Origin of the sequence: Humibacillus xanthopallidus (assembly GCF_044793955.1) — a bacterium.
Lineage (GTDB): Bacteria > Actinomycetota > Actinomycetes > Actinomycetales > Dermatophilaceae > Humibacillus > Humibacillus xanthopallidus_C.
In genome coordinates, this window is record NZ_CP084995.1 from 4,239,576 (window position 1) to 4,260,792 (window position 21,217).

The window sequence follows — 21,217 nt, forward strand, 5'->3', positions numbered from 1 at the left end:
CGGGACGGATCGCTCTCTCGATCACGATGGGGGCGGGTGGGCGCCCTTCAGCGATCGAGAGAGCAGTCGCTCCACAGGCACCAATCGAGCGCGCTCCCCTCGAGCGCGCCTCGGGAACTCCCACGCCCCACGCTTCGCTGACGACAATGGGGGCGGCGCATCGGCCGCCGCCTCACCCGCCACCAGGAGGACCTGTGCAGCTCCCCATCCTTCGCCGCATGGGCGCCAGCCCGGCCGCGATGCGCCGTCGGGCCGCCGACTCGCCGCACTACCGGGACGGGGAGTTCCGGGCCCACGAGCCGGCCCACATCGTGGCGACGTCGGAGGCCGAGGGGCCGGGCAACATGGTCGCCACGATGCTGCGCGAGCTCGGCCGGGGCCGCCCCCGAGGTGACGTGCCGCTCGTGGCGCCCCGCCACCCCGACGAGCCCGCCGACCTTGCCGTCACGTGGTACGGCCACGCCACGAATGTCGTCGAGCTCGACGGACGGCGCTTCCTGCTCGACCCCGTCTTCGGCGAGCGCGTGTCGCCGTCGGCCTTCGTCGGTCCCAAGCGGTTGCATCCGACGCCCGGGAGCATCGCCGAGATCCCCCGGCTCGACGCCGTCGTCATCAGCCACGACCACTACGACCACCTGGACGAGCCGTCGATCCGGCAGCTCGAGCGCTCCCACCGGCCGCACTACGTGGTGCCGATCGGCGTCGACCTGCATCTCGAGTCGTGGGGGGTGCCGGCCGAGCGCATCACCTCCCTCGACTGGCGGGAGGAGACCGAGGTCGGCGGAATCCGCTTGACCTGCACCGAGGCCCGGCACTTCTCCGGTCGGGGGCTCGTGCGCAACCAGACCCTGTGGGCAGCGTGGTCACTGCGCGGCCCGCGGCACTCCGTCTTCTTCGGCGGCGACTCGGGGCCGACCCACCGCTACGTCGACATCGGCGCCGACCTCGGGCCCTTCGACCTGACCATCATCCCGATCGGCGCCTACAGCGTGCACTGGCCCGACATCCACCTCAACCCGCAGGAGGCCATCGAGGCCCACCTCGACGTCAACCGCGGCACGCCCGACTCGGTCATGCTTCCCATCCACTGGGCGACCTTCAATCTCGCCACGCACTGGTGGAGCGAGCCGATCCGCTGGGCGCGCCGGGCAGCGGCCGAGCACGGCGTGCGTCTGGTCGCACCCAAGGTGGGCACGCGGATCCAGCTCAGCGACAACGACATCGAGGCTGTCGTGGCAGCCCATCAGGACCCGTGGTGGGAGGCCTGCTCGGCGCCCGCCGACCGCGACTGACTCGCCAGGAGCGAGAGTCTCGCGACCGCCCGGGGTCGACCGACCGCCATCACTCCGGGGAGGGCGCGCTCCCGAGCACACGGGCGTCACCGTATGCCGGGTCGTGGCGGTCCGTCGGTCCGGGCACGGTCGCGGGGGCTGAGTTCGCCCCCGCCGTGGTCTCGGCGAGCGCCGCGCCGGGCTCAGTGAAGATCCAGCTGCGCATCGCGACGAAACGGGCCGCCGTCGACACCACGTTGGCGACGAGCACGACGCCGGTCTGCACCATCGTGCTCGCCCCGGGCGCCACGACGCCGAGCAGGGCAAGCGCAAGGGTCGTCGCGGCATACGTGATGGCAAAGATGACGAGCGCCTGACCGTGGTGGATCGCGAGCCGCCTGCGCCCGGAGACGCCGAAGGTCCACGCCCGGTTGATGCCCGTGTTGACGAGGGTCGCGACGACGAGGGCCACCCCGTTGGCGAGCTGGGACCCGACGCCGCCCCGCACCAGGGCCGCGAAGAGGCCGAGGTGCAGGGCGGTCGTCACCAGACCGACGCCCGCGAAGCGGATCACCTGCTGGGAGAGTTGGATCCGCGGAGCAGCCATGGTCGTCATCTCTCGCTCGATCGTCAGGAGGCGTTGGACAGGGGCTGGGTCAGGTCGTAGAAGGTCGACCCGTCGATCGTCACCGCGGTGAAGTTCTGCTGCACCCACGAGGAGATCTCCGAGGAGGCGCTGCTGCCACCGTTCTGGTTGCCGAACCCTCGACCTCCAGCGGCGAAGTAGTGGATCTGGCCGTCGTCGACGAGCTGCTGGAACTGGCCGAGCGTGGGGCTGGGATCCGACCCGTTGAAGCCGCCGATCGCCATGACCGGCAAACCCGTGCCGAGCTGGAGACCCGCCGCGGTCTGCGAGCCGACGGCCGCTGCGGCCCAGGTGAACTGGTCGGCGTCCTGCGAGAGAGCCGCAACCACAGCGGTGCTCGGGGTCGACGCGTCCAGCAGCCCACCCATACCTCCACCCATGCCACCACCGGGGCCACCCAACGGAGCGCCGCCCGGCCCGCCCGAGGCTGCGGGCCCGGCCGTCACGATCGAGCCGGTGTGGGCCTGGGCGGTGGTCGAGACGGTGTAGGCGGCCGGTCCGGCGAGGCCTGCCAGGAGTGCCCCCGCCAGGACGAGGGGCACGGCCCGAGGGTGCATCCACCGCAGCGCGAGCACGAGGAGCGCCGCTGCCATGCCGACGGCGAGCACGGACACGCGGAGCCAGTCACCGTAGGCCGTCGTGTGCGACAGGAGGATGAAGCCCCACGTCGCGGCGGCGGCGATGGCGGCTGCCAGGGCGATCGTGGCCACGCTGCTGTCGCGACGCTCCCACGCCTCGACTGCTCCCATACCGACGAGGGCGGCGATGGCCGGCGCGAGGGCGACCGTGTAGTACTCGTGGAAGATGCCGGCCATGAGCGAGAAGACGAGCATGGTCACGACGAGCCAGCCGCCCCAGACGAGGTAGGCCGCGCGACGCAGGTCGGTGCGAGGCCGCCGTCCACGCAACCAGAGCCCCGCGAGCAGCAGGATGAGGGCACTGGGGATGAGCCACGAGACCTGGTCGCCGACGCTCGAGGAGAACATCCGGAGCAGACCGGCCTCGCCCCACTGGCCGCCCGCCGTGGGGCCACCTCCGCCGACCGAGCCGGTCTCGTCACCGTTCAGCCGGCCGAGCCCGTTGTAGCCGAACGTCAGCTCGAGGAAGGAGTTGGTCTGGCTGCCACCGATGTAGGGCCGCGCCGAGGCCGGCATGAGCTCGACAATGGCGACCCACCACCCCGCGGAGAGCACTATCGTGCCGACTGCCAAGAGGGAGTGGACGATGCGCTTGCGCAAGGTCGTGGGCGCCGCGATGAGGTAGGCGAGTCCGAAGAACGGCACGACGAGGAGGACTTGGAGGGTCTTGGTGAGGAAGCCGAGTCCGATGAAGACCCCGACGATCATCATCCACTTCGGCGAGGCCTGCTCGATGGCCTTCATCGTCGCCCAGGCCCCGAGCGCCATGAGCAGCGTCAGCAGCGCGTCGGGGTTGTTGAACATGAACATCAGCGCGGCGACGGGGGTCAACGCGAGGGCGACGCCGGCGATGAGGCCGGCCGCCGCGCCGAAGTGGCGCTTGACGGTCGTGTAGACGACGCCGACGGTCGCGACCCCCATGAGGACCTGGGGGAAGAGGATCGCGAAGGAGCTGAGGCCCAGCAACCGCACCGACAGCGCCATGACCCACAGCGAGGCCGGCGGCTTGTCGACGGTGATCGAGTTGGCGGCGTCGGAGCTGCCGAAGAAGAAGGCCTTCCAGCTCTCGCTGCCGGCCTGCACCGCCGCGGTGTAGAACGAGTTCGCGTAGCCGCTCGACGTGAGGTTCCACGTGTAGAGCACGCCTGTGGCGAGCAGGAGCAGGAGCAGTGCCGGGCGGGCCCACGCCGGGTCGGAGTCCGCACCTCGCCAGAGTCGGTGCGCGCGACCGCTGCGGGGCGGCCGCTGCCCCGCTGGCGGCGTCGCCGGACCCGGCGTGGTCGGGGTGGGCGACGCCGTCGGCGAGGTGCGAGCGGCCGCGGGCGAGGTCGGGTCGCCCGGCGAGGTGAGGGTCAGCATGTCCATGACCCCCACGCTCCGGTCCTACGCTGTGCTGCGCCTATGACCGGTCTGAGCCACCCTGATGAGTGGTGCTGACCGTCACATCGTCCGGACCGTCGTCGAGTTGTCGTCCGGGTTCGAATCCTCTACATCACTTCGTGCTTCGACCGTGACGGTGGTCGTTCCGTCGCCCTGCAGGACAACGACAACGACCGTGGCCTCGCTCTCCGCGAGGTGGGTGTCGATGCGACACGTGGCGGTATCCGCGCTACCACCGGGGTCACAGCTGCGTTGGGACTCGCCCGGTGGCTCTACCTGAGCGGCCAACAGAGCCCCAGTTCCCCCACCCTCCACGGTCACGGTCACCGTCTCCCCAGTGGCGTCACCCGGCCCGTGGTTGGCGATCGTGAAGGTGAACTGGACCTCTGTCCGGGAGTAGCTCTCAGGGCCGGGCGTAGACACGGAGAGGTCCGCCTTCGCGGGGGCGGCACTGCCATCGTCGGCCCCGTTCCCGTCCGTGCCGACACTGGGTGGTGTCACGACGCCGGTGCCTGACGGGGTCGTGCCCGGACGAAGAAGCGACCAGGCGCCGAAGCCGACGACGAGCGCGAGGACCAGCAGGATCCAGCCGGCCCGGCTCTTCCGTCGTGTGGGCTGCACTGGAGGCTGCAGCGCCTGCCTCACCGGTACCGGCGCCGTCCGCGGTGGAGGCATGGCCGCAGGTGCCGTTCTCCTGACCGGTTTGGTGACATAGGTGGTGCAGGTGTGGGAGTGGGGCGAGCGGGTCTCCCCGTCACCGAGGGCCACCACCGTGTAGTGGTACTCACCCGGACCCGGGGTGTCATCGAGGGCCATGGGGAGGCGGACGATCGCCTGCCGGATGCCGTTGCGCCACACCTCCCAGGCACGTGCGGGCATCGCGTGCTCCGTCGGCTGCTGCCACAGGAGGTTGACGACCCCGTCGACGACCTCGGCACGCAGGTGACGAGGCTGGGCCGGCACCGCCGGCTCCGCCGCCACCGGCGCCGCCACTCGCACCGCAGGCTCCGGGGCGGGCACCGGCACGGAGCGGGGCTCGGGCGGAGGTGCGGCGGCGGCTGGCTCGTCGCGGTGCTCGAGGTCGAAGAGGACTCCGTCGACGGCTCGGAGGTAGAGCACGGGGGTGGCCCACTCGGCCTCGCTGGCAGCGAGGACGGCCTGACGCGCGAGGGTCACGGCGAGGTCGACGGGCCGGCCGGCCGTCACGGAGTCGTAGAGCGTGCGGCTGAAGGCCGTCGCGGCCGCATCGGTGATCTGGAACTGCATGGCCACCACGGCGGGGATCCCCTGCTCCACGAGGGCGATCGCGGTGCTCGCATACGGGTCGACGTCGCTGACCCGCCCGCCCTCGCAGGAGTTGAGCACGGCGAGCCGGATCGGCGCGTTCGAGAGCATGACCCCGAGCTGGCTGCCCGTCACGCGACGTTGCCGTCCGTCCGGTCCGGTGAAGGCGAGCTGACCCTCCCCCGTGTCGTCGTCGACACCGCCGTGACCGATGTAGTGGAAGATGTGGAAGTCCCGCGTCATCAGGGTCTCGCGCACGTCCTCGAGGGAGGCCAGCGGCAGACGCTCGAGCTCGAGCCGGCCCGACCGCACCAGGGGGTCGAGCTCGGCCTGCAGCAGGCTCCACTCGCGCTCGACCTCGAGTGGGGGCAGGTCGGTCGGGCTGGAGATGACGACGAGCATCCGCAGCGGTCCGGTGACTCGCAGGGGCTGCACCGGCTCGGGCAGGTCGACGAAGCGGATCGTCGGGAAGCGGCTCAGCTGGCACGGATACCAGTGGCGCTCGGGGTCGTAGAGCAGCTCCCACGGCAGGTTGGCGAGCGCTGTGGCGTCGGAGAAGCGGATCCGCAGGCGCAGTCCACGCTGACGCTTGGCCGCGACGTACTGGCTCGTCCGGAGGATGGCGAGCGCCTTGTCGTTGAAGAGCGCTCGGAACAGGTCCGCGCCGATGTCCTTGGGGCTCGCCGCGCCGGCCTCGGACGTCAGCCTCCGCTCGGCCCCGGACGGCGAGTCGCAGCGCCGGCAGCCCGCCGAGCGGCTCCGGCGGCACGAAGGGGAGGGCGGGGACCGGGCCGGTGGGCGAGTCGACGACGCGCACGGTGTAGCCGTCGCCGCTGCGTTCGAGCAGCACCTCGAACTCGTCGTACTCCAGCTCCTTGATCGCGATCACCCCCTCACGGCGAATCGCGAGTGGGACCTCGCCGGGGAGTCCGCGGCTCAGGCGCCATGGCTGGCGATGCCCTGCTCTCCCTTCACGATATTCCCGGCGTGCGACCGGCCTGACCCTTATCGACGCGGCCCCTGTGTCGGCAACATCACGTCGCGCGGATCTGGGAGAGGTCACCGGCTTGCACCGAGTCGGCTGCCCCACAACGCCTTTGGCGCTGGGTTGACGGTCAGGCCGCGGGGAGCAGCACCGAGAAGGTGGTGTCGCCGGGGCGGCTCGCGAGCTCGACGCGCCCGTCGAGGGCCTTGGCCACCGCGGCCACGATCGACAGCCCGAGCCCCGTGCTGCCACCCACCCTGTTGCGGGCGTCGTCACCACGGGCGAAGCGCTCGAAGACGTTGGGCTGCAGGGCAACTGGCACACCCGGCCCGTTGTCGTGGACCGTGAGGCGCACCCAGTCAGCATCTCGTCGGATCGACGTCGTGACGCGAGTGCCAGCAGGCGTGTGGGTGCGAGCGTTGGCGAGCAGGTTGACGACGACCTGGTGCAGGCGCGCGGTGTCGCCGGTGACCTCGATCGGCTCTGGCGGCAGGTCGAGGTCCCACACGTGGTCGGACGATGCAGCGTGCGCGTCGCTGACTGCGTTGATGACGATCATCGACAGGTCGACGGGCTTCTGCTCGAGGGGCCGGCCGGCGTCGAGCCGGGCGAGGAGCAGGAGGTCCTCCACGAGCGAGCTCATCCGGTTGGCCTCCGACTCGATGCGACCCATCGCGTGGGTGACCGACGTCGGCACCTCCTCGGGCTCACGACGGGAGAGCTCGGCGTAGCCCTTGATGGAGGCGAGCGGCGTGCGCAGCTCGTGCGAGGCATCGGCGACGAACTGGCGCACCCGCTGCTCGCTCTGGTGACGGGAGTTGAGTGCCTCGTCGACGTGGTCGAGCATCTCGTTGAGGGCGGCCCCCACCTGCCCGACCTCGGTGCGGGTGTCGGTGTCAGCGGGGTCGACCCGCTCGGCGAGTGCGACCTTGCCGGTCGACAGCGGCATCTGCGAGACGCGAGTGGCCGTGTCAGCGACGCGCTGGAGCGGCTCGAGGTTGCGCCGCACGATCCACGTGCCCAGCACCGAGACGAGCACGAGTCCGAGGCCGACGCCGGAGATGGCGATGATGACGAGGCGACCGATCGTCGCGTCGGTCGGGTCGGTCGACAGGCCCACGACGAGTGTGCCGGGCGTGGCCGTCTGGGTGGCACGGTCATAGAACGTGACGCTCTTGGACATCATGCGGTAGCGGCCGAGCGTGCCACCGAGGTCGATAGTGGTGCCCTCGTCGGGGCGGATGCCGGCACTCTGGATCGAGGCGATCTCTGCCGGCGTCAGGGGCTCGGGGTCGTCGCTCGACTCGACGTAGCCGACCGACCGGTCGGGCGTGATCTGCACGACGATGCGGTCGGTGCCGGGGCCACGCGGCCCGTCGCCGTCGTCGGTGGATCCCGGCCCACCGGTGCGGTCCGGACGCAGCGAGGCCTGCAGCTGACCGTCCACCTGGGTGGTGAGGTGCGAGTTGAGCGCGGTGATCGTGAAGACGGCCGTCATCATGCTCACGAGGGTGAAGAGGGCGAGCATCGAGGCGACGAGCTTGGCGCGCAGCGTCCACGCCGACCACGGCCGCACCTTGTCCTGAGCCCCGGCCAGCCGCTGCCGCAGGCCGGGTCGCGGCCTCGCCGGCTCGGAGAGCGCGTCAGGAGTGCGTGCACCGGCACCGTCGGGCAGGTCCTCCGGTGTCGGGTCGTCCGCGGGACCGGCGTCGCGGAAGGTGACCTCAGGCGGCGGGCTTGAGGACATACCCCGCCCCTCGCATGGTGTGGATCATCGGCTCACGGCCGGCGTCGATCTTCTTGCGCAGGTAGGAGATGTAGAGCTCGACGACGTTGGCCTGGCCCCCGAAGTCGTAGTTCCAGACGCGGTCGAGGATCTGGGCCTTGGAGAGCACGCGGCGCGGGTTGCGCATGAGGTAGCGCAGGAGCTCGAACTCGGTTGCGGTGAGGTGGATCTCGTCATCGCCGCGTCGCACCTCGTGGCTGTCCTCGTCGAGGGTGAGGTCGCCGACGACGAGCATCGAGTCGCTCGACGAGACGGCCACCGTGGTGCGGCGCATGAGGGCACGCACGCGGGCGACGACCTCCTCGAGGGAGAACGGCTTGGTCACGTAGTCGTCACCACCGGCGGTGAGCCCGGAGACCCGGTCCTCGACGGCGTCCTTGGCGGTGAGAAAGAGAACGGGCACGTTGGCGTTGTCGGCGCGCATGCGGCGCAGCACCTCGAGGCCGTCGAAGTCGGGCAGCATCATGTCGAGCACCACGGCGTCGGGGTCGAACTCGCGGGCGGCGCGCACGGCCTCCATGCCGGTGCCGGCGGCCCGGACCTCCCACCCCTCGTAGCGCAGGGCCATGCCGAGCAGCTCGGTGAGGTTGGGCTCGTCGTCGACGACGAGCACGCGCACCGGCGAGCCGTCGAGTCGCTGGAGTCGGGCTGCGGCGGCCTGGGTCTTCTCGCTCATGGGTCCAGTGAACCTGTGAGCACTGTGCGACCGCCAGCACCTGCCTGTGCGAATTCTGTGGACCTGCTGTCCACCAAGTCCCAGCACGCCGACGGCTGCACCACAGTGCCGGCACAGGTTGCGGATCGACCGTGGCGTCATGAGCAACGACTCCATCCCCACGCAGCCGGAGCGCCCGGAGCCGCGCCTGCCACAGTTCGACCCGACCTCGACCGGCGCGCCGGTGCCGCCCCCGCCATCCAGCACCACACCCGACGAGACGCAGGTGCTCCCGTCGACGCCGACCGCCCGCACGCCGATCGTGCCCCCGGCCGCCCCTTACGCGTATGCCGCCGGGCCGGCTTCCGCGCCCGAGTCCACCCCCGCGGTGTCGGAGGCTGCGCCCGCCGTGGCCGAGGCTGCGCCCGTGCCCACGCGCACACCGCGGTGGTCTGCGAAGAAGACCGCGGTCACCGCTGGCCTCGCCCTGGTGCTGACCTCAGCCGGAGCCATCGCCGCTGCGGCCGCGATCCCCGCGGGCAGCACCGCCGAGACCGGACGCTTCGGCGGACCCGGCCAGGGCCGCACCTTCCCGTTCCCCGGCGGTCAGGGCCCTCAGGGTCAGCTGGGGCAGGGGCAGCAGGTGGCCCCCAACCAGCAGGGCCAGCAGGACGGGAGCCAGCTCCCCGGCCTCCCCGGCTCCGGCGATGACAACGGCTCCGACACCGGCTCCGACACCGGCTCGGGCGGTGGTCTCACCCGCCTCGACGCCGACCAGCTGCTCCAGCTGAGTCCCGACGAGCTGCTGCAGCTGCTCGACGAGCAGGGCCAGCTCGGCTCCGGTCAGCCCAGCCCCTTCGGGCAGGACGACCAGAGCCAGGACGACGCCGGCACCCAGACCGGTGCGACCCGCACCACCTGAACGCACCACCTGAGGCAAGGCTGTCCTGTGGTGACACCCGCCGAGCGCGGTGCCACGATCGGAGCATGACGGCAGACCAGCCCGCGGGCCTCGTGACCCCGGGCGAGCACCAGACCGACGAGCCGCACGACGCGAACGTCGGGTCGCGCCTCAACTGGCTTCGGGCGGGTGTGCTCGGCGCCAACGACGGCATCGTCTCGACGGCCGGCGTCGTCGTCGGCTTCGCGGGGGCGACCAACGACCGCGGCGCCATCATCCTCTCGGGCATCGCCGCCCTCTCGGCCGGCGCGATGTCGATGGCTGCAGGGGAGTACGTCTCCGTCAGCACGCAGCGTGACTCCGAGCGGGCCCTCATCCACCTCGAGAAGCGTGAGCTGCACGAGGACCCCGACGGCGAGCTCGAGGAGCTGACCCAGCTCTACGAGGCCAAGGGGATGAGCCGCGCGGTCGCCGAGCAGGTGGCCGTCGAGCTCACGGAGCACGACGCCCTCAAGGCGCACGCCGAGGCAGAGCTCGGCATCGACCCGGCCGACCTGACGAGTCCGTGGCAGGCCGCGGGCGCCTCGATGCTCGCCTTCGTCGTCGGGGCCCTGCTCCCCCTGCTGACCATCAGCTTCTCGCCGGAGTCGATGCGGGTCTGGGTCACCGTGGCCAGCGTCGCTGCCGCGCTCGTGCTGACCGGCTGGGTCAGCGCCCGGTTGGGCCGCAGCCCGGTGCCGCGCGCCGTCGCCCGCAACGTCGCCGGTGGCCTCGTCGCCATGGGCGTCACCTACCTCATCGGTGTCGTCGCCGGCGTCAGCCTGGGTTGATCCCTCCTGGTCCGTCCGCCCGCCGTCGCGGAAGCCGGCGGCGCATCGGGCCGCAAGCACCCGGCATACGGCATCGGCATGTAGAGTCGAGGGGTCCCGGTGCCAGCTGGCGCCACGAGCCGCAGGAGCAGCCTCCCCAACGGGCGAGCGCTCCACACCGGACGCGCAGGTCGAGACCTCGGCCTCCACACGGGAGCGGGACAACGGCACGTCCAGGGTTGACCTGCGTGCCATGGACCTGGTGACGACCGCCCACGCACGACCACCGGCAGGTGGGCGGACGAGCGTCACCTGCATGACCAGGAGGAACATGCCAGCGCGAGTGCGCCGTCGCTCATCCGACGGCTCGAGCGACACCGGGGCGCGACGTGCCCAGAACCGCCGCGACGACCCGGCGCCGCTCATCCCCGTGCTCGCGCGCCGCGTGCGCGAGATCGAGGCGCGGATCACCTCCAAGGGCAAGGCGAGCCCGACCAACCGGACGAAGTTCCAGGTCATCGCCCTGCTCATGCGCGCGGAGCGATCACGGGTCCGCGACGACGCCGCCCTGACGGGGGCCACCCGCGCCGAGCTGCTCAAGCGGCTCGACGGCATCGCGACGATCCTCGCCCAGATCGCCGCCCGCGACACCAGCCTGCTGCCGCTGCTCGACGTCGACGCCCGACCCGGCGCGGCCGCCCAGCAGCTGCGCCGCGACTGGCTGCTCGAGTCGGGCGCCGAGCTCGGCGAGGAGGACCTCGTCGCGGCCGCGCCCCCGCCCCCCGCGCCCCTCGTGCCCCCGCAGCTCGCGGCCAAACAGGTCATGCCGCAGTCGGTGCCGGCGCGTGCCCTCGCCAACCCCTTCCTCGTGCCCGACCTGACCCCGCGACCGGCGCACGACTACCTGCCGAGCCGCCTCGCCGGCTGGGAGCTGCTCGGCCCGCTCTACCGCGCGTTCGAGCTCGGCGCCGGCGGCGACGCGGCGTCGATGGAGCTGCCCCCGACTCCCCTCATCGACCGCTTCTCCCCCGTGGGCCAGCACCTCATGGTGCACCAGTCGCGCTTCCTCCAGAGCGTGCAGGAGGGCCACCGCACCTTCCTGCTCGCCGACGAGCCCGGCCTCGGCAAGACGGCCCAGTCGGTGCTGGCCGCCTCGGTCGCGAACGCCTACCCGATGCTGGCCGTCGTGCCCAACGTCGTGAAGATCAACTGGGCCCGCGAGGTCGAGCTGTGGACGCCCCAGCGCAAGGTCAGCGTCATCCACGGCGACGGCAAGGACGTCGACGCCTTCGCCGACGTCTTCGTCGTCAACTACGAGATCCTCGACCGGCACTTCGCGTGGCTGTCGTCCTTCGGCTTCCGCTCGATGGTGGTCGACGAGGCGCACTTCATCAAGAACCTCTCCTCGCAGCGCTCGCAGCAGGTGCTCGCCCTCGCCGACCGGCTCCGGGCGACGACACCGGGTGGCGACCCCCTGCTCCTTGCCCTCACCGGCACGCCGCTCATCAACGACGTCAAGGACTTCGACGCCATCTGGCGCTTTCTCGGCTGGATCAAGGGCGGCAAGCCGGTCGCCGAGATCGTCCGTCGCCTCGACGAGACGGGCTACTCTCCGGCCGACCGGGGCTTCTATCCCGAGGCCCGCCGCGCCGTCATTGACATGGGCATCGTGCGCCGCCGCAAGGTCGACGTCGCGAGCGACCTGCCCGAGAAGCGCATCGCCGACATCACCGTCGAGCTCGACGACGCCCTCGGCCAGTCGATCCGCAAGGCCGAGCGGGCCGTCGGCGACCGTCTCGCCAAGCGGTATGCCGCCCTGCTGAGTGAGGAGCGCGGCGTCACCGTCAGCGGTCCCGAGCTCGCGTTCGAGCCCGACGAGGCGCTGATGCGTCGCGTCGCCGCCGCCGAGCTCAAGGCCGCCACGGGGCAGAAGAACACCGAGAACGTCTTCACCCTCGTGCGCAAGATCGGCCAGGCCAAGGCGACCCTCGCCGCCGACTACGCGGCGCAGCTGTCGCACTCCGTCGGCAAGGTCGTCTTCTTCGCCAAGCACATCGACGTCATGGACACCGCCGAGCGGGTGCTCGCCGAGGCGGGGCTGCGCACGGTGTCGGTGCGTGGTGAGCAGACCTCTACGCAACGCCAGCACGCCATCGACGCCTTCCAGAAGGACCCCGAGGTGGCGGTGGCCGTCTGCTCGCTGACTGCAGCCGGCGTCGGCCTCAACCTGCACGCGGCGTCCAACGTCGTGCTCGCGGAGCTGTCGTGGACCGCAGCCGAGCAGGGGCAGGCCATCGACCGCGTGCACCGCATCGGCCAGGACGAGCCGGTCACCGCGTGGCGGATCCTCGCCGCGAGCACGATCGACTCCAAGATCGCCGAGCTCATCGACGCCAAGCAGGGCCTGGCCGCACGTGCACTCGACGGCAGCGACGTCGACATCGCCGCGGGCGACACCCTCCAGCTCGAGGCGCTCGTGCAGCTGCTGCGCCAGGCGCTGGAGGGCACGCCCGTCTGACCGCGCTCACGTGGCCGATCGACAGAACAACCCCAAGGCAATCGAAAGAGCAATCCGACCGCTTCTCATGCGACCGCCGGCTCCGATGAGCCGGCTCCGATGCGCCGCCTCGGGTGCGCCGCCTCGGGTGCGCCGCCTCCGACCGCGCGGTCAGAGGCGGCACATCGTCATCAGGGTGGTCCCGTGGACCGGGTCCACCTCCGTGTGCCCGGTCTCGGTGAAGCCGACCTTGGCCAGCACGCGGCGAGAGGCGGTGTTCCACTCCCAGACCGTCGCCCACAGACGTTCGTGGCCCGACGCCCGCGCCCAGTCGAGCACTGCCAGGGAGGCCTCCGTCGCGTAGCCCCGGCCCCAGACGCGTCGGAGCAGCTCGAACGCCAGCTCCGGCTTCCCGGCCGCACCTCGCCCGCTGTCGACGAGCCCGCAGTAGCCGATGACGTCCAGCGTCGCCTTGCGCTCGACGGCCAGCAGACCGGTCGACGACGGCGGCTCGCTGCTGCGGATCGACTCCTCGAGGTCCGCGACCGTGGGCCGACCCTCCTCGTCGATGCGGCGGTGCGGCGGCACCCGCGGATCGCGCTCGGTCCAGAGCTCACGCTGGACGGCTGCCTCCGCGACGCGCCACGGTCTGAGCAGGAGGCGATCGGTCTCGAGCACGACCTCGCGGTCCGGAGCTGATCCACCTGCCATGGCCCCGACCCTTTCACGGCCAACGCTGCCGGTATGCCGCGTGGCCCGGCTGGATCGGCAGGGGCCCCGAGGGTCGGTCAGCCCGCGAGCTGGTCGCGGCGCCGGGTGAGATAGGCCCGCTCCGCCGCGTTGCCGGCCAGGCCGATGGCCCGGTCGTAGGCGGCCCGGGACTCGCTGCTGCGCCCGAGACGTCGCAGCAGGTCGGCCCGCGCGACGTGGAAGGCGTGGTAGCCGTCGAGGGCCTCGCCGAGCCGGTCGACCTCGGCCAGCCCGACCGCGGGGCCGTCGACCTCGGCGACCGCGACGGCCCGGTTGAGCCACACGACCGGGGAGGGGTCGAGCACTGACAGCCGGCCGTAGAGGGCCACGATCGTCGACCAGTCGGTGTCTCGGGAGGACGGCGCGTCGGTGTGGACCGCGTTGATCGCGGCCAACAGCTGGTAGCGCCCGGGCCGCTCCCCACCAGCCGCCACCACCTCGACCCGCTCGCGCAGCAGGGCCCTGCCCTCGGCGATCAAAGCCCGGTCCCAGGCGCCGCGGTCCTGCTCGTCGAGGGTGACCAGCTCGCCGGTGCGTGACACACGCGCCGACCGGCGCGCGTCGATGAGGAGCATGAGCGCCAGCAGGCCGGCCACCTCGCCGTCGTCGGGCACGAGGTCTCGGAGCAGGCGGCCGAGGCGGATCGCCTCGTCGGTGAGGTCGGCGCGCACCGGGTCCTCACCCGCACCGGCGAGGTAGCCCTCGTTGAAGACGAGGTAGACCACGGCGAGCACGCCGGAGAGCCGGTCGCGGACGTCAGCGTCCGACGGCACCCGGTAGGGGATGTGGGCTGCCTTGATCTTGGCCTTGGCGCGGGTGATCCGCCGCGCCATCGTGGCCTCCTGCACGAGGAAGGCCCGGGCGATCTCGGCGACGGTGAGGCCGCCGAGCAGGCGCAGGGTGAGCGCCGTCCGAGCCTCCATCGCCAGCGCGGGGTGGCAGCAGGTGAAGACGAGACGGAGCCGGTCGTCCTCGACCGGACCCGTCGGCTCGGGAGCGGTGTCGTCGTGCAGCATCAGCGCCGACTGGTGCTTGGCGTCGCGCTGGGACTCGCGGCGCAGCCGGTCGATCGCCTTGCGGGTCGCGGTCGTGACGAGCCAGCCGCCGGGGTTGGGCGGCAGCCCGTCGCGCGGCCACCGCTCCGAGGCGGCGGCGAACGCCTCGGCCGCGGCCTCCTCGGCGGTGTCGATGTCACCGAAGCGGCGCGCGAGGCCGGCGACCACCCGCGCCCACTCCTCGTGGTGGACACGCGTGATCGCCTCCTCGACGGTCGGACCGGTCACGGCTCCAGCATGGCTTCGATGGACTCCCCGGTGTGGAAGGGACGCACCTCCACCACGCCGCGGCACGCCTTGGATCCCTCAGCCGCCAGGGCGAGCGCCACGTCGAGGTCGTCCGCCTCGATGACCCAGAAGCCACCGAGGTGCTCCTTCGTCTCCAGGTAGGGCCCGTCGGTGAGGACCGGCCTCTCGCCCTGGCCGTCGACGGTGGTCGCCGTGGTCGCGGGCTCGAGTCCGTCGGCGAAGACGAGGTGGCCCTGCTCCCGGAGGCGGTCGTTGAAGTCGCCGGTGTCGGCGAACGCCTGGAGCATGGCCTCGCGTGAGGGGTAGGCGCCGAACTCGGTGGGCTCGGCCGGTCCGAAGACCGACAGCAGATAGCGGGGCATCGTGCTCACCTCTCCTCGGGGACGATCCGGATGCGGGTTGCATCCGCACTGGTCAGGTCGGTCATCGTGATCTCTCCTCGTCGCTGGGTGGGCCGGTGTCGGCTCCTCGTGTGCGTCGGCCCCGATGACCTCCGCTCACCGACTCCACGAACGACTGCGCCGAGATACGACACCGGCCACGCGCGGGGACCCTGGCTGGACGGAGCCGCCGGGGTGGTGTCGACTTGGGCCATGGATGCAGATGCGATCCGGGGGGCGTTCCTGGACTACATGACCGAGCAGGGCCACGTCATCATCCCGCGGGCTCCGCTCATCCCGAAGGACGACCCGACCACGCTCTTCACCGGCAGCGGCATGCAGCCGCTGCTCCCCTTCCTCCTCGGGTCCGAGCACCCCGCCGGCACCCGCCTGGCCGACAGCCAGACGTGCCTGCGCGTGCAGGACATCGAGGAGGTCGGCGACAACCGGCACACGACCTTCTTCGAGATGCTCGGCAACTGGAGCCTCGGCGACTACTTCAAGGATGAGCAGATCCCGCAGTTCTGGACCTTCCTCACCGACAAGGTGGGCCTCGACCCCGCCCGGATCCACGTCTCCTGCTTCATCGGCGACCCGGCCAACGGCATACCGAAGGACGAGGAGTCGGCCGCGATCTGGACCGGGCTCTTCGCCGAGGCCGGCATCGTCGCCGACCAGGTCGAGGTCGACACCGAGGAGCACGCTGCGCAGGTCGGCACCGGTGGCGCGCGCATCGCCTTCTACGGCAAGAAGAACTGGTGGTGCCGCGGAGGCAAGGCCGAGGAGATGCCGGTCGGCGAGCCCGGGGGGCCCGACACCGAGGTCTTCTACCTCTTCCCCCACATCGAGCACGACCCCGCCTACGGCGCCCACTGCCACCAGAACTGCGACTGCGGCCGCTTCATCGAGCTCGGCAACTCGGTCTTCATGGAGTACCGCCGCACCGAGACCGGCTTCGAGCCGCTCCCGCGCCGCAACGTCGACTACGGCGGGGGCCTGGCCCGCATCGCGGCCGCTGCCCTCGACACCTCCGACGTCTTCCGCATCGCGCTGCTGTGGCCGATCGTCGAGCGGCTCGAGGAGCTGTCGGGCCGGACCTACGAGGACGACACCCACGCCATGCGGGTCATCGCCGACCATCTGCGCGGCGCGACGTTCCTCGCCATCGACGGGGTGCGCCCGAGCAACAAGGCTCAGGGCTACGTCATGCGGCGACTCATCCGACGGGCCGTCCGCTTCGCCTTCGACCTCGGGCTGCAGGAGAACTTCTTCCCGCAGATCATTCCCACCGTCGCCGGCATCTACGACGCCCACTACCCCGAGGTGAAGGAGCACACCGACTTCGTCGTCGCGGTGCTGGCCAAGGAGGAGCAGGCCTTCCGGCGCACCCTGCGCAAGGGCCTCAAGCAGCTGGGCGGCTATCGCCGCACGGGTGTCACGGGCGCCGAGCTCTTCGTCCTCTACGACACGTTCGGCTTCCCGGTGGAGCTCTCGACCGAGGACGCCCGCAGGAGCGGCATCGCCGTGAGCGAGAACTGGCAGGCGGAGTTCGACGAGCACATGGCCGCCCAACGCGCCCGCTCGCAGCAGGCGACGAGCCTGCACGTCTGACATGCCGCCCATCCCGACCCCCGGGTCCACCGACGAGACGGAGCCCGCCGGGGTCGTCGCCCAGCAGCCCGGGCTCGCCGGCAGCTCGGAGCTCCAGGCGAGGGTCGTGGCGGCTGCCCGGGCGTCGGGGCGACCGCTGCTCGACGCCGGGCGCGGCCAGCCGAACTGGACCGCGACGCTGCCCCGGGCCGGCTTCTTCCGGCTGGGCGCCTTCGCCGTCGAGGAGTCGGGGCGCCTCAGCAGCCACGACCGGTGGGGCGAGCTCCCGCCGCCGGAGGGGCTCCACGGCCGCCTCGTCCAGACGCTCATCGCCGACGGCTCCGAGGGTGCCGCCTTCCTGGCCGACGCGCTGGCGTATGCCGTCTCCGAACTGGGCTTCGAGGCTGACGCCTTCGTCCACGAGCTCGTGCGCGCCGTGCTGGGCGCCGGCTACCCCGCCGACCCGGATGCTGACCCATCTCGAGCGGGTGCTCGAGCGCTACCTCGTGCAGGTAACCGGGGCGCCTGATGCCCCGGCAGGCACCCATCAGGTCTTCGCCACCGAGGGTGGCGCGGCCGCCATGGCCTACACCTTCCGGTCCCTGCGCGAGAACCTCGTCATCGGGCCTGACGACGCCGTCGCCATCGCCACGCCGGTCTTCACCCCGTATCTCCAGATCCCCGTGCTGGCGGACTTCGGGGTGCGCGTCGTCGAGATCCCTTCGGCCCACAACACCGACCACCGCTTCGACGACGGATTCCTCGATCGCCTGCGCGACCCGAGCATCAAGGTCTTCTTCGTCATCAACCCCGGCAACCCCGACACCCGGGCCATCCGCCCCGAGAAGCTGCTCCAGCTGCGTGACTTCGTCCTGACGGAGCGGCCCGACCTCGTCATCGTGGCCGACACCGCCTACGCCACCTTCATCGACGGCTTCCGGGGCATCTTCTCGGTGCTGCCGCGGCACACGATCCTCATCCACTCCTTATCGAAGAACTTCGGTGCCACCGGCAACCGCCTCGGCTTCGTGGCGATGGCGGCCGACACCGTCGTCGACGAGGTCATCGCTGCCCAGCCCGAGCAGGTCCGCGCGCTGCACGACGAGCGCTACTCCTCGATGACCTCGACGGCGCGCGACCTGCCCTTCATGGCGCGGGTGGTCGCCGACAGCCGCGAGGTCGCGCTGCACAACATCGCGGGCCTCTCGACGACCGAGCAGGTGCAGATGGCGCTCTTCGCCCTCGCCTACCTGCTGCCCTCGGGACGCGACTACGTCGACGCCACCCGAGCCGAGCTCGCCCGCCGGTCCTACGCCCTCTTCGAGCCGCTCGGTCTCGAGCCGCCGGGCGGCCAGGACAGCATGTACTACGCGCTCGTCGACCTCGTCGAGGTCGCGCGGACCCGTCGGGGCGACCGCTTCGCGACGTGGCTCGTCGACGCGGCGTCGGCCGAGGACGTCCTGCTCGCACTCGCCGCCGAGCACGGGGTCATCGTGCAGGCCGGCAGCATGTTCCACTCCGAGGCCTGGGACGTGCGCGCCTCGCTCGCCTCGCTCGACGCGGACCAGCTGCGGAGCCTCGGCGAGGCCGTCGTCGCGGTGCTGGACGCCCTGCCCGGCCCGGGTGCGGACGCCTGACCCGCCCAGGACACCCGGACGCGTCTGACACGACGGACACGCCCGACACGGCGGACGCTGCGCCGGTGCCTGGTCAGCCCGTGCGGCTCGCACCGCGCAGGAGGAACGCCGTGGCCGAGTCGACCGTGCGCAGCTGGTCGGCGTCGTCGTCCTCGATGCGGAAGCCCGCTCGCTTGCCGAGCCGCTCGACGAGCTCGACGAAGTCGAGGGAGTCGAGCTCGAAGGTCTCGCGCAGGTCGGCGTCGCCCGGCAGGCCGGCGAGGCTCGCGTCCGGCACGATCTCGCGGAGGGTGGCCTCGAGGATCTCCCTCGGCCACGGGCTCGAGACGCCGCCGATCGGTGTGGTGCTCATGCTGGTCACAGCTCCTCGGGTGCCTGCAACAGGCGGTCGATGGTCTTGAGCAGGCGCGATCCGGTCGCGCCGTCCGTGGCCCGGTGGTCGCCCGCGAGCGTCACCGTGACGAGGGGCCGCACTCCGAGCAGCCCGTCGACGGACCACGGCCGCTCCGCCACGGCCCCGAAGCCGACCAGGGCGACCTGCGGCGGATAGATCACGCCGAAGACGCTGTCGACGCCCTGGTCGCCGAGGTTGGACACGGTGATGCTCGGTGGCACGAGGTCGGACCCGCGCAGCCGCCCGCTGCGAGCGCGGCGAGTCAGCACCTTGATGTGCGCCATCATCTCCTCGACCGTCAGACCGTCGGCGCCGCTGATGGCCGGCACCAGCAGACCTCCGCTCCGCAGCGACAGGATGAGCCCGAGGTCGACACGGTCGGCCGGGCGGAAGGCACCGTCGATCCAGTGCCCGTTGAGCTCGGGCACCGCCCTGGCCGCACGCGCCGTCGCGGCGAGGAGCAGCGCGGCGGGGACGATCCGCTCCGACATCTCCAGCTCGCGGTTGCGCTCCTTCATCCACTGCATGCTGCGCCACAGGTCGACGGTGAGGCTGAGGTGGTAGTGCGGGATCTGCTGGTTCGACACCGTCATGAGCGCGGCGATACTCCGCCTCATGTCGCTCACGGGTGGCGGTGGCGGCGCGGCCGTCGGGGCCGCCGGCTTCACCTCGACCGGGGTATGCCGTCCGGCGCGGCGCACGTCATCCGCCCGGATCGAGCCCTCCGCCCCCGTGCCGGTCAGGAGGGCCAGGTCGACTCCCCCGTCCGCGGCGAGACGGCGCGCCAGCGGAGAGACCCGCGCCCGGGGCACCGCCGCCGACGACGGTGACGCCGCGGACGAGGGAGGAGCGGCCGCGGCGTGCTCGACGTCGTGACGCGTGAGGGCGCCGTCCCGGCCGGTGCCGTGCAGCGTCGTCGGGTCGACGCCCAGCTCCCGCGCGAGGTGGCGCAGCACCGGGGAGAGCGGCGGCCGGGCAGCCGCTGGTGAGGCAGGATGTGCGACGGGTGGCGGGGGATGTGGAGCGTCTGGTGGAGCGGCAGGAGGCACGACAGGTGCCCCCGTGGCGGGCGCACCGGTGTCCGCGCCGAGCACGGCGAGGGTCGCCCCGACCGGCACGGTCTGGCCCTCCTCGACGAGCAGCTGCGTCACCGTGCCCGTCTCGAAGCACTCGACCTCCACCGTCGACTTCGGCGTCTCGACGACAGCGATGATGTCGCCTCGCCGCACCTGGTCACCGACCTTGACGAGCCACTCGACGAGCATCCCCTGCTCCATGTCAGCGCCGAGCGAGGGCATGCGGAACTCACCCATGCACACCCACCGCCCGTCTCGCCGCGTCGGCGATGTCCTCGACCTGGGGCAGCGCCGCCTCCTCGAGGTGATGGGCGTAGGGCACGGGCACCTCTGCGGCACAGACCCGCTCGATGGGCGCGTCGAGCTCGTAGAACGCCTGCTCGACGATCCGTGCCGACACCTCGGCAGCGAGACTGCCCGTGCGCCAAGCCTCGTCGACGACGACGACGCGGTGGGTCCGGGTGACCGAGCCCATGATGGTCACGTCATCGAGCGGGCGCAGCACGCGCAGGTCGATGACCTCGGCCGAGATCCCCTCAGCCGCAAGCAGATCCGCCGCTGACAGGGCCTTGCCCAGCCCACCGGCATACGAGATGAGGGTGACGTCGGTGCCCGCTCGTCGGATGGCCGCGTGCTCGATGTCGACCGGCACGGGCTCGGCAGGCAACGTGCCCGAGAGGTTGTAGAGCGAGCCGTGCTCGAAGATGACGACGGGGTCGGGGTCCTCGAGCGCCGGCGCGAGCATGCCGCGCGCGTCCTCGAGGGTGGCAGGGGCGATCACCCGGATGCCGGGGATCGACGCATACCACCCCTCGAGGCTGTGCGAGTGCTGCGCGGCGAGCTGCCGGCCGGCGCCCGTCGTCATGCGGATGACGAGCGGCACGGAGAGCTGACCGCCTGACATGTGGCGCAGGGTCGCGGCGTTGTTCATGATCTGGTCGAGGGCGAGCAGGCTGAAGTTGACGGTCATGATCTCGACGATGGGTCGCAGGCCGCGCAGGGCCGCGCCGACGCCGGCGCCGGTGAAGGCGGACTCCGAGAGCGGGGTGTCGCGCACGCGCTCCTCACCGAACTCCTCGAGCAGGCCGAGGCTCACCGCGAAGGACCCGCCGTAGCGCCCGACGTCCTCGCCCATCAGGAAGACCCGGGGGTCCCGCGCCAGGGCTTCCCGATGGGCTTCGCGGAGCGCCTCCCGATACGTCGTCGTCACCAGCGCGTCGGCCGTCGCCGACGT

Annotated in this window: 18 protein-coding genes; 7 read left to right on the forward strand and 11 right to left on the reverse strand. The window is 71.7% G+C overall.

The genetic code is table 11. From position 1 onward, the window contains the following. The first annotated feature begins 218 nt into the window (after window positions 1–218). Window positions 219–1,292, forward strand: coding sequence for an MBL fold metallo-hydrolase (locus tag LG278_RS19165; RefSeq protein WP_404389203.1), 1,074 nt, complete (start codon window positions 219–221; stop codon window positions 1,290–1,292). 49 nt (window positions 1,293–1,341) lie between these two features. Here the strand turns inward: LG278_RS19165 and LG278_RS19170 are convergent, their stop codons facing one another. The 5 genes from LG278_RS19170 to LG278_RS19190 form a co-directional block, all read right to left on the reverse strand. Further along, the gene (locus tag LG278_RS19170; protein WP_404389204.1) at window positions 1,342–1,878 is read right to left on the reverse strand and encodes a GtrA family protein; all 537 of its coding nucleotides are present in this window, start codon (window positions 1,876–1,878) and stop codon (window positions 1,342–1,344) included. Between the two features lie 23 nt (window positions 1,879–1,901). Continuing rightward, entirely contained in the window at window positions 1,902–3,920 is a 2,019-nt protein-coding gene (locus LG278_RS19175; RefSeq protein ID WP_404389205.1) for a glycosyltransferase family 39 protein, read from the reverse strand. A 75-nt stretch (window positions 3,921–3,995) separates the two neighbouring features. Next, the gene (locus tag LG278_RS19180) at window positions 3,996–5,924 is read right to left on the reverse strand and encodes a CHAT domain-containing protein (protein WP_404393718.1); all 1,929 of its coding nucleotides are present in this window, start codon (window positions 5,922–5,924) and stop codon (window positions 3,996–3,998) included. Between the two features lie 410 nt (window positions 5,925–6,334). Then, the gene (locus LG278_RS19185) at window positions 6,335–7,951 is read right to left on the reverse strand and encodes a sensor histidine kinase (protein WP_404389206.1); all 1,617 of its coding nucleotides are present in this window, start codon (window positions 7,949–7,951) and stop codon (window positions 6,335–6,337) included. Further along, window positions 7,929–8,666 carry a response regulator transcription factor gene (locus LG278_RS19190; RefSeq protein WP_404389207.1) on the reverse strand — a complete coding sequence of 246 codons (738 nt, stop codon included), beginning with the start codon at window positions 8,664–8,666 and terminating at the stop codon, window positions 7,929–7,931. Before LG278_RS19190 ends, LG278_RS19185 begins: the two co-directional genes overlap by 23 nt. Before the next feature lie 139 nt (window positions 8,667–8,805). Here LG278_RS19190 and LG278_RS19195 point away from each other — a divergent pair, with 139 nt between their 5' ends. The 3 genes from LG278_RS19195 to LG278_RS19205 all read left to right on the forward strand — a co-directional run bounded on the left by LG278_RS19195 (window position 8,806) and on the right by LG278_RS19205 (window position 12,873). Beyond that, a complete protein-coding gene (locus LG278_RS19195) occupies window positions 8,806–9,567 on the forward strand; it encodes a hypothetical protein (protein WP_404389208.1) in 762 nt (253 codons plus the stop codon). Between the two features lie 65 nt (window positions 9,568–9,632). Further along, complete coding sequence (locus tag LG278_RS19200; protein ID WP_404389209.1) at window positions 9,633–10,376, forward strand: VIT family protein; 744 nt, start codon at window positions 9,633–9,635, stop codon at window positions 10,374–10,376. A gap of 310 nt (window positions 10,377–10,686) precedes the next feature. Next, the gene (locus tag LG278_RS19205) at window positions 10,687–12,873 is read left to right on the forward strand and encodes a DEAD/DEAH box helicase (RefSeq protein ID WP_404389210.1); all 2,187 of its coding nucleotides are present in this window, start codon (window positions 10,687–10,689) and stop codon (window positions 12,871–12,873) included. A 150-nt stretch (window positions 12,874–13,023) separates the two neighbouring features. On the opposite strand, the gene LG278_RS19210 is transcribed toward LG278_RS19205, so the two are convergent. The 3 genes from LG278_RS19210 to LG278_RS19220 all read right to left on the reverse strand — a co-directional run bounded on the left by LG278_RS19210 (window position 13,024) and on the right by LG278_RS19220 (window position 15,268). Continuing rightward, window positions 13,024–13,563 (reverse strand): GNAT family N-acetyltransferase, encoded by a 540-nt coding sequence (locus LG278_RS19210; protein ID WP_404389211.1) that lies wholly within the window; start codon window positions 13,561–13,563, stop codon window positions 13,024–13,026. Between the two features lie 77 nt (window positions 13,564–13,640). Beyond that, window positions 13,641–14,885, reverse strand: coding sequence for an RNA polymerase sigma factor (locus LG278_RS19215; RefSeq protein WP_404389212.1), 1,245 nt, complete (start codon window positions 14,883–14,885; stop codon window positions 13,641–13,643). Next, window positions 14,882–15,268, reverse strand: a complete 387-nt coding sequence (locus tag LG278_RS19220; RefSeq protein ID WP_404389213.1) for a YciI family protein — start codon at window positions 15,266–15,268, stop codon at window positions 14,882–14,884. Before LG278_RS19220 ends, LG278_RS19215 begins: the two co-directional genes overlap by 4 nt. Window positions 15,269–15,499: 231 nt before the next feature. Between LG278_RS19220 and LG278_RS19225 the strand changes: the two genes are divergently transcribed. The 3 genes from LG278_RS19225 to LG278_RS19235 are packed head-to-tail and all read left to right on the forward strand — an operon-like array spanning window position 15,500 to window position 18,513. Beyond that, window positions 15,500–16,897 carry an alanine--tRNA ligase-related protein gene (locus tag LG278_RS19225; RefSeq protein WP_404389214.1) on the forward strand — a complete coding sequence of 466 codons (1,398 nt, stop codon included), beginning with the start codon at window positions 15,500–15,502 and terminating at the stop codon, window positions 16,895–16,897. Window position 16,898: 1 nt separating this feature from the next. Next, window positions 16,899–17,405, forward strand: coding sequence for a hypothetical protein (locus LG278_RS19230; RefSeq protein WP_404389215.1), 507 nt, complete (start codon window positions 16,899–16,901; stop codon window positions 17,403–17,405). Further along, on the forward strand, window positions 17,344–18,513 hold the full coding sequence (locus tag LG278_RS19235; protein ID WP_404389216.1) for a bifunctional aspartate transaminase/aspartate 4-decarboxylase: 1,170 nt from the start codon (window positions 17,344–17,346) through the stop codon (window positions 18,511–18,513). The genes LG278_RS19230 and LG278_RS19235 overlap by 62 nt, the downstream gene beginning before the upstream one ends. Before the next feature lie 73 nt (window positions 18,514–18,586). Here the strand turns inward: LG278_RS19235 and LG278_RS19240 are convergent, their stop codons facing one another. Genes LG278_RS19240 through LG278_RS19250 form a run of 3 tightly spaced genes read right to left on the reverse strand, consistent with a single transcriptional unit; the run spans window position 18,587 to window position 21,193 of the window. Further along, the gene (locus LG278_RS19240) at window positions 18,587–18,865 is read right to left on the reverse strand and encodes an acyl carrier protein (protein ID WP_404389217.1); all 279 of its coding nucleotides are present in this window, start codon (window positions 18,863–18,865) and stop codon (window positions 18,587–18,589) included. Window positions 18,866–18,870: 5 nt separating this feature from the next. After that, on the reverse strand, window positions 18,871–20,220 hold the full coding sequence (locus tag LG278_RS19245; protein WP_404389218.1) for a 2-oxo acid dehydrogenase subunit E2: 1,350 nt from the start codon (window positions 20,218–20,220) through the stop codon (window positions 18,871–18,873). Further along, the gene (locus tag LG278_RS19250) at window positions 20,213–21,193 is read right to left on the reverse strand and encodes an alpha-ketoacid dehydrogenase subunit beta (RefSeq protein ID WP_404393720.1); all 981 of its coding nucleotides are present in this window, start codon (window positions 21,191–21,193) and stop codon (window positions 20,213–20,215) included. Before LG278_RS19250 ends, LG278_RS19245 begins: the two co-directional genes overlap by 8 nt. Between the last annotated feature and the right edge of the window lie 24 nt (window positions 21,194–21,217).

What these genes read in the sequence shown, in the direction of transcription:
- LG278_RS19165 (WP_404389203.1), top strand. Translation starts at nt 219, where the DNA reads ATGGGCGCCAGCCCGGCCGCGATGCGCCGTCGGGCCGCCGACTCGCCG.
- LG278_RS19170 (WP_404389204.1), bottom strand. Translation starts at nt 1,878, where the DNA reads ATGGCTGCTCCGCGGATCCAACTCTCCCAGCAGGTGATCCGCTTCGCG.
- LG278_RS19175 (WP_404389205.1), bottom strand. Translation starts at nt 3,920, where the DNA reads ATGGACATGCTGACCCTCACCTCGCCGGGCGACCCGACCTCGCCCGCG.
- LG278_RS19185 (WP_404389206.1), bottom strand. Translation starts at nt 7,951, where the DNA reads ATGTCCTCAAGCCCGCCGCCTGAGGTCACCTTCCGCGACGCCGGTCCC.
- LG278_RS19190 (WP_404389207.1), bottom strand. Translation starts at nt 8,666, where the DNA reads ATGAGCGAGAAGACCCAGGCCGCCGCAGCCCGACTCCAGCGACTCGAC.
- LG278_RS19195 (WP_404389208.1), top strand. Translation starts at nt 8,806, where the DNA reads ATGAGCAACGACTCCATCCCCACGCAGCCGGAGCGCCCGGAGCCGCGC.
- LG278_RS19200 (WP_404389209.1), top strand. Translation starts at nt 9,633, where the DNA reads ATGACGGCAGACCAGCCCGCGGGCCTCGTGACCCCGGGCGAGCACCAG.
- LG278_RS19205 (WP_404389210.1), top strand. Translation starts at nt 10,687, where the DNA reads ATGCCAGCGCGAGTGCGCCGTCGCTCATCCGACGGCTCGAGCGACACC.
- LG278_RS19210 (WP_404389211.1), bottom strand. Translation starts at nt 13,563, where the DNA reads ATGGCAGGTGGATCAGCTCCGGACCGCGAGGTCGTGCTCGAGACCGAT.
- LG278_RS19220 (WP_404389213.1), bottom strand. Translation starts at nt 15,268, where the DNA reads ATGCCCCGCTATCTGCTGTCGGTCTTCGGACCGGCCGAGCCCACCGAG.
- LG278_RS19225 (WP_404389214.1), top strand. Translation starts at nt 15,500, where the DNA reads ATGGATGCAGATGCGATCCGGGGGGCGTTCCTGGACTACATGACCGAG.
- LG278_RS19230 (WP_404389215.1), top strand. Translation starts at nt 16,899, where the DNA reads ATGCCGCCCATCCCGACCCCCGGGTCCACCGACGAGACGGAGCCCGCC.
- LG278_RS19235 (WP_404389216.1), top strand. Translation starts at nt 17,344, where the DNA reads ATGCTGACCCATCTCGAGCGGGTGCTCGAGCGCTACCTCGTGCAGGTA.
- LG278_RS19240 (WP_404389217.1), bottom strand. Translation starts at nt 18,865, where the DNA reads ATGAGCACCACACCGATCGGCGGCGTCTCGAGCCCGTGGCCGAGGGAG.
- LG278_RS19245 (WP_404389218.1), bottom strand. Translation starts at nt 20,220, where the DNA reads ATGGGTGAGTTCCGCATGCCCTCGCTCGGCGCTGACATGGAGCAGGGG.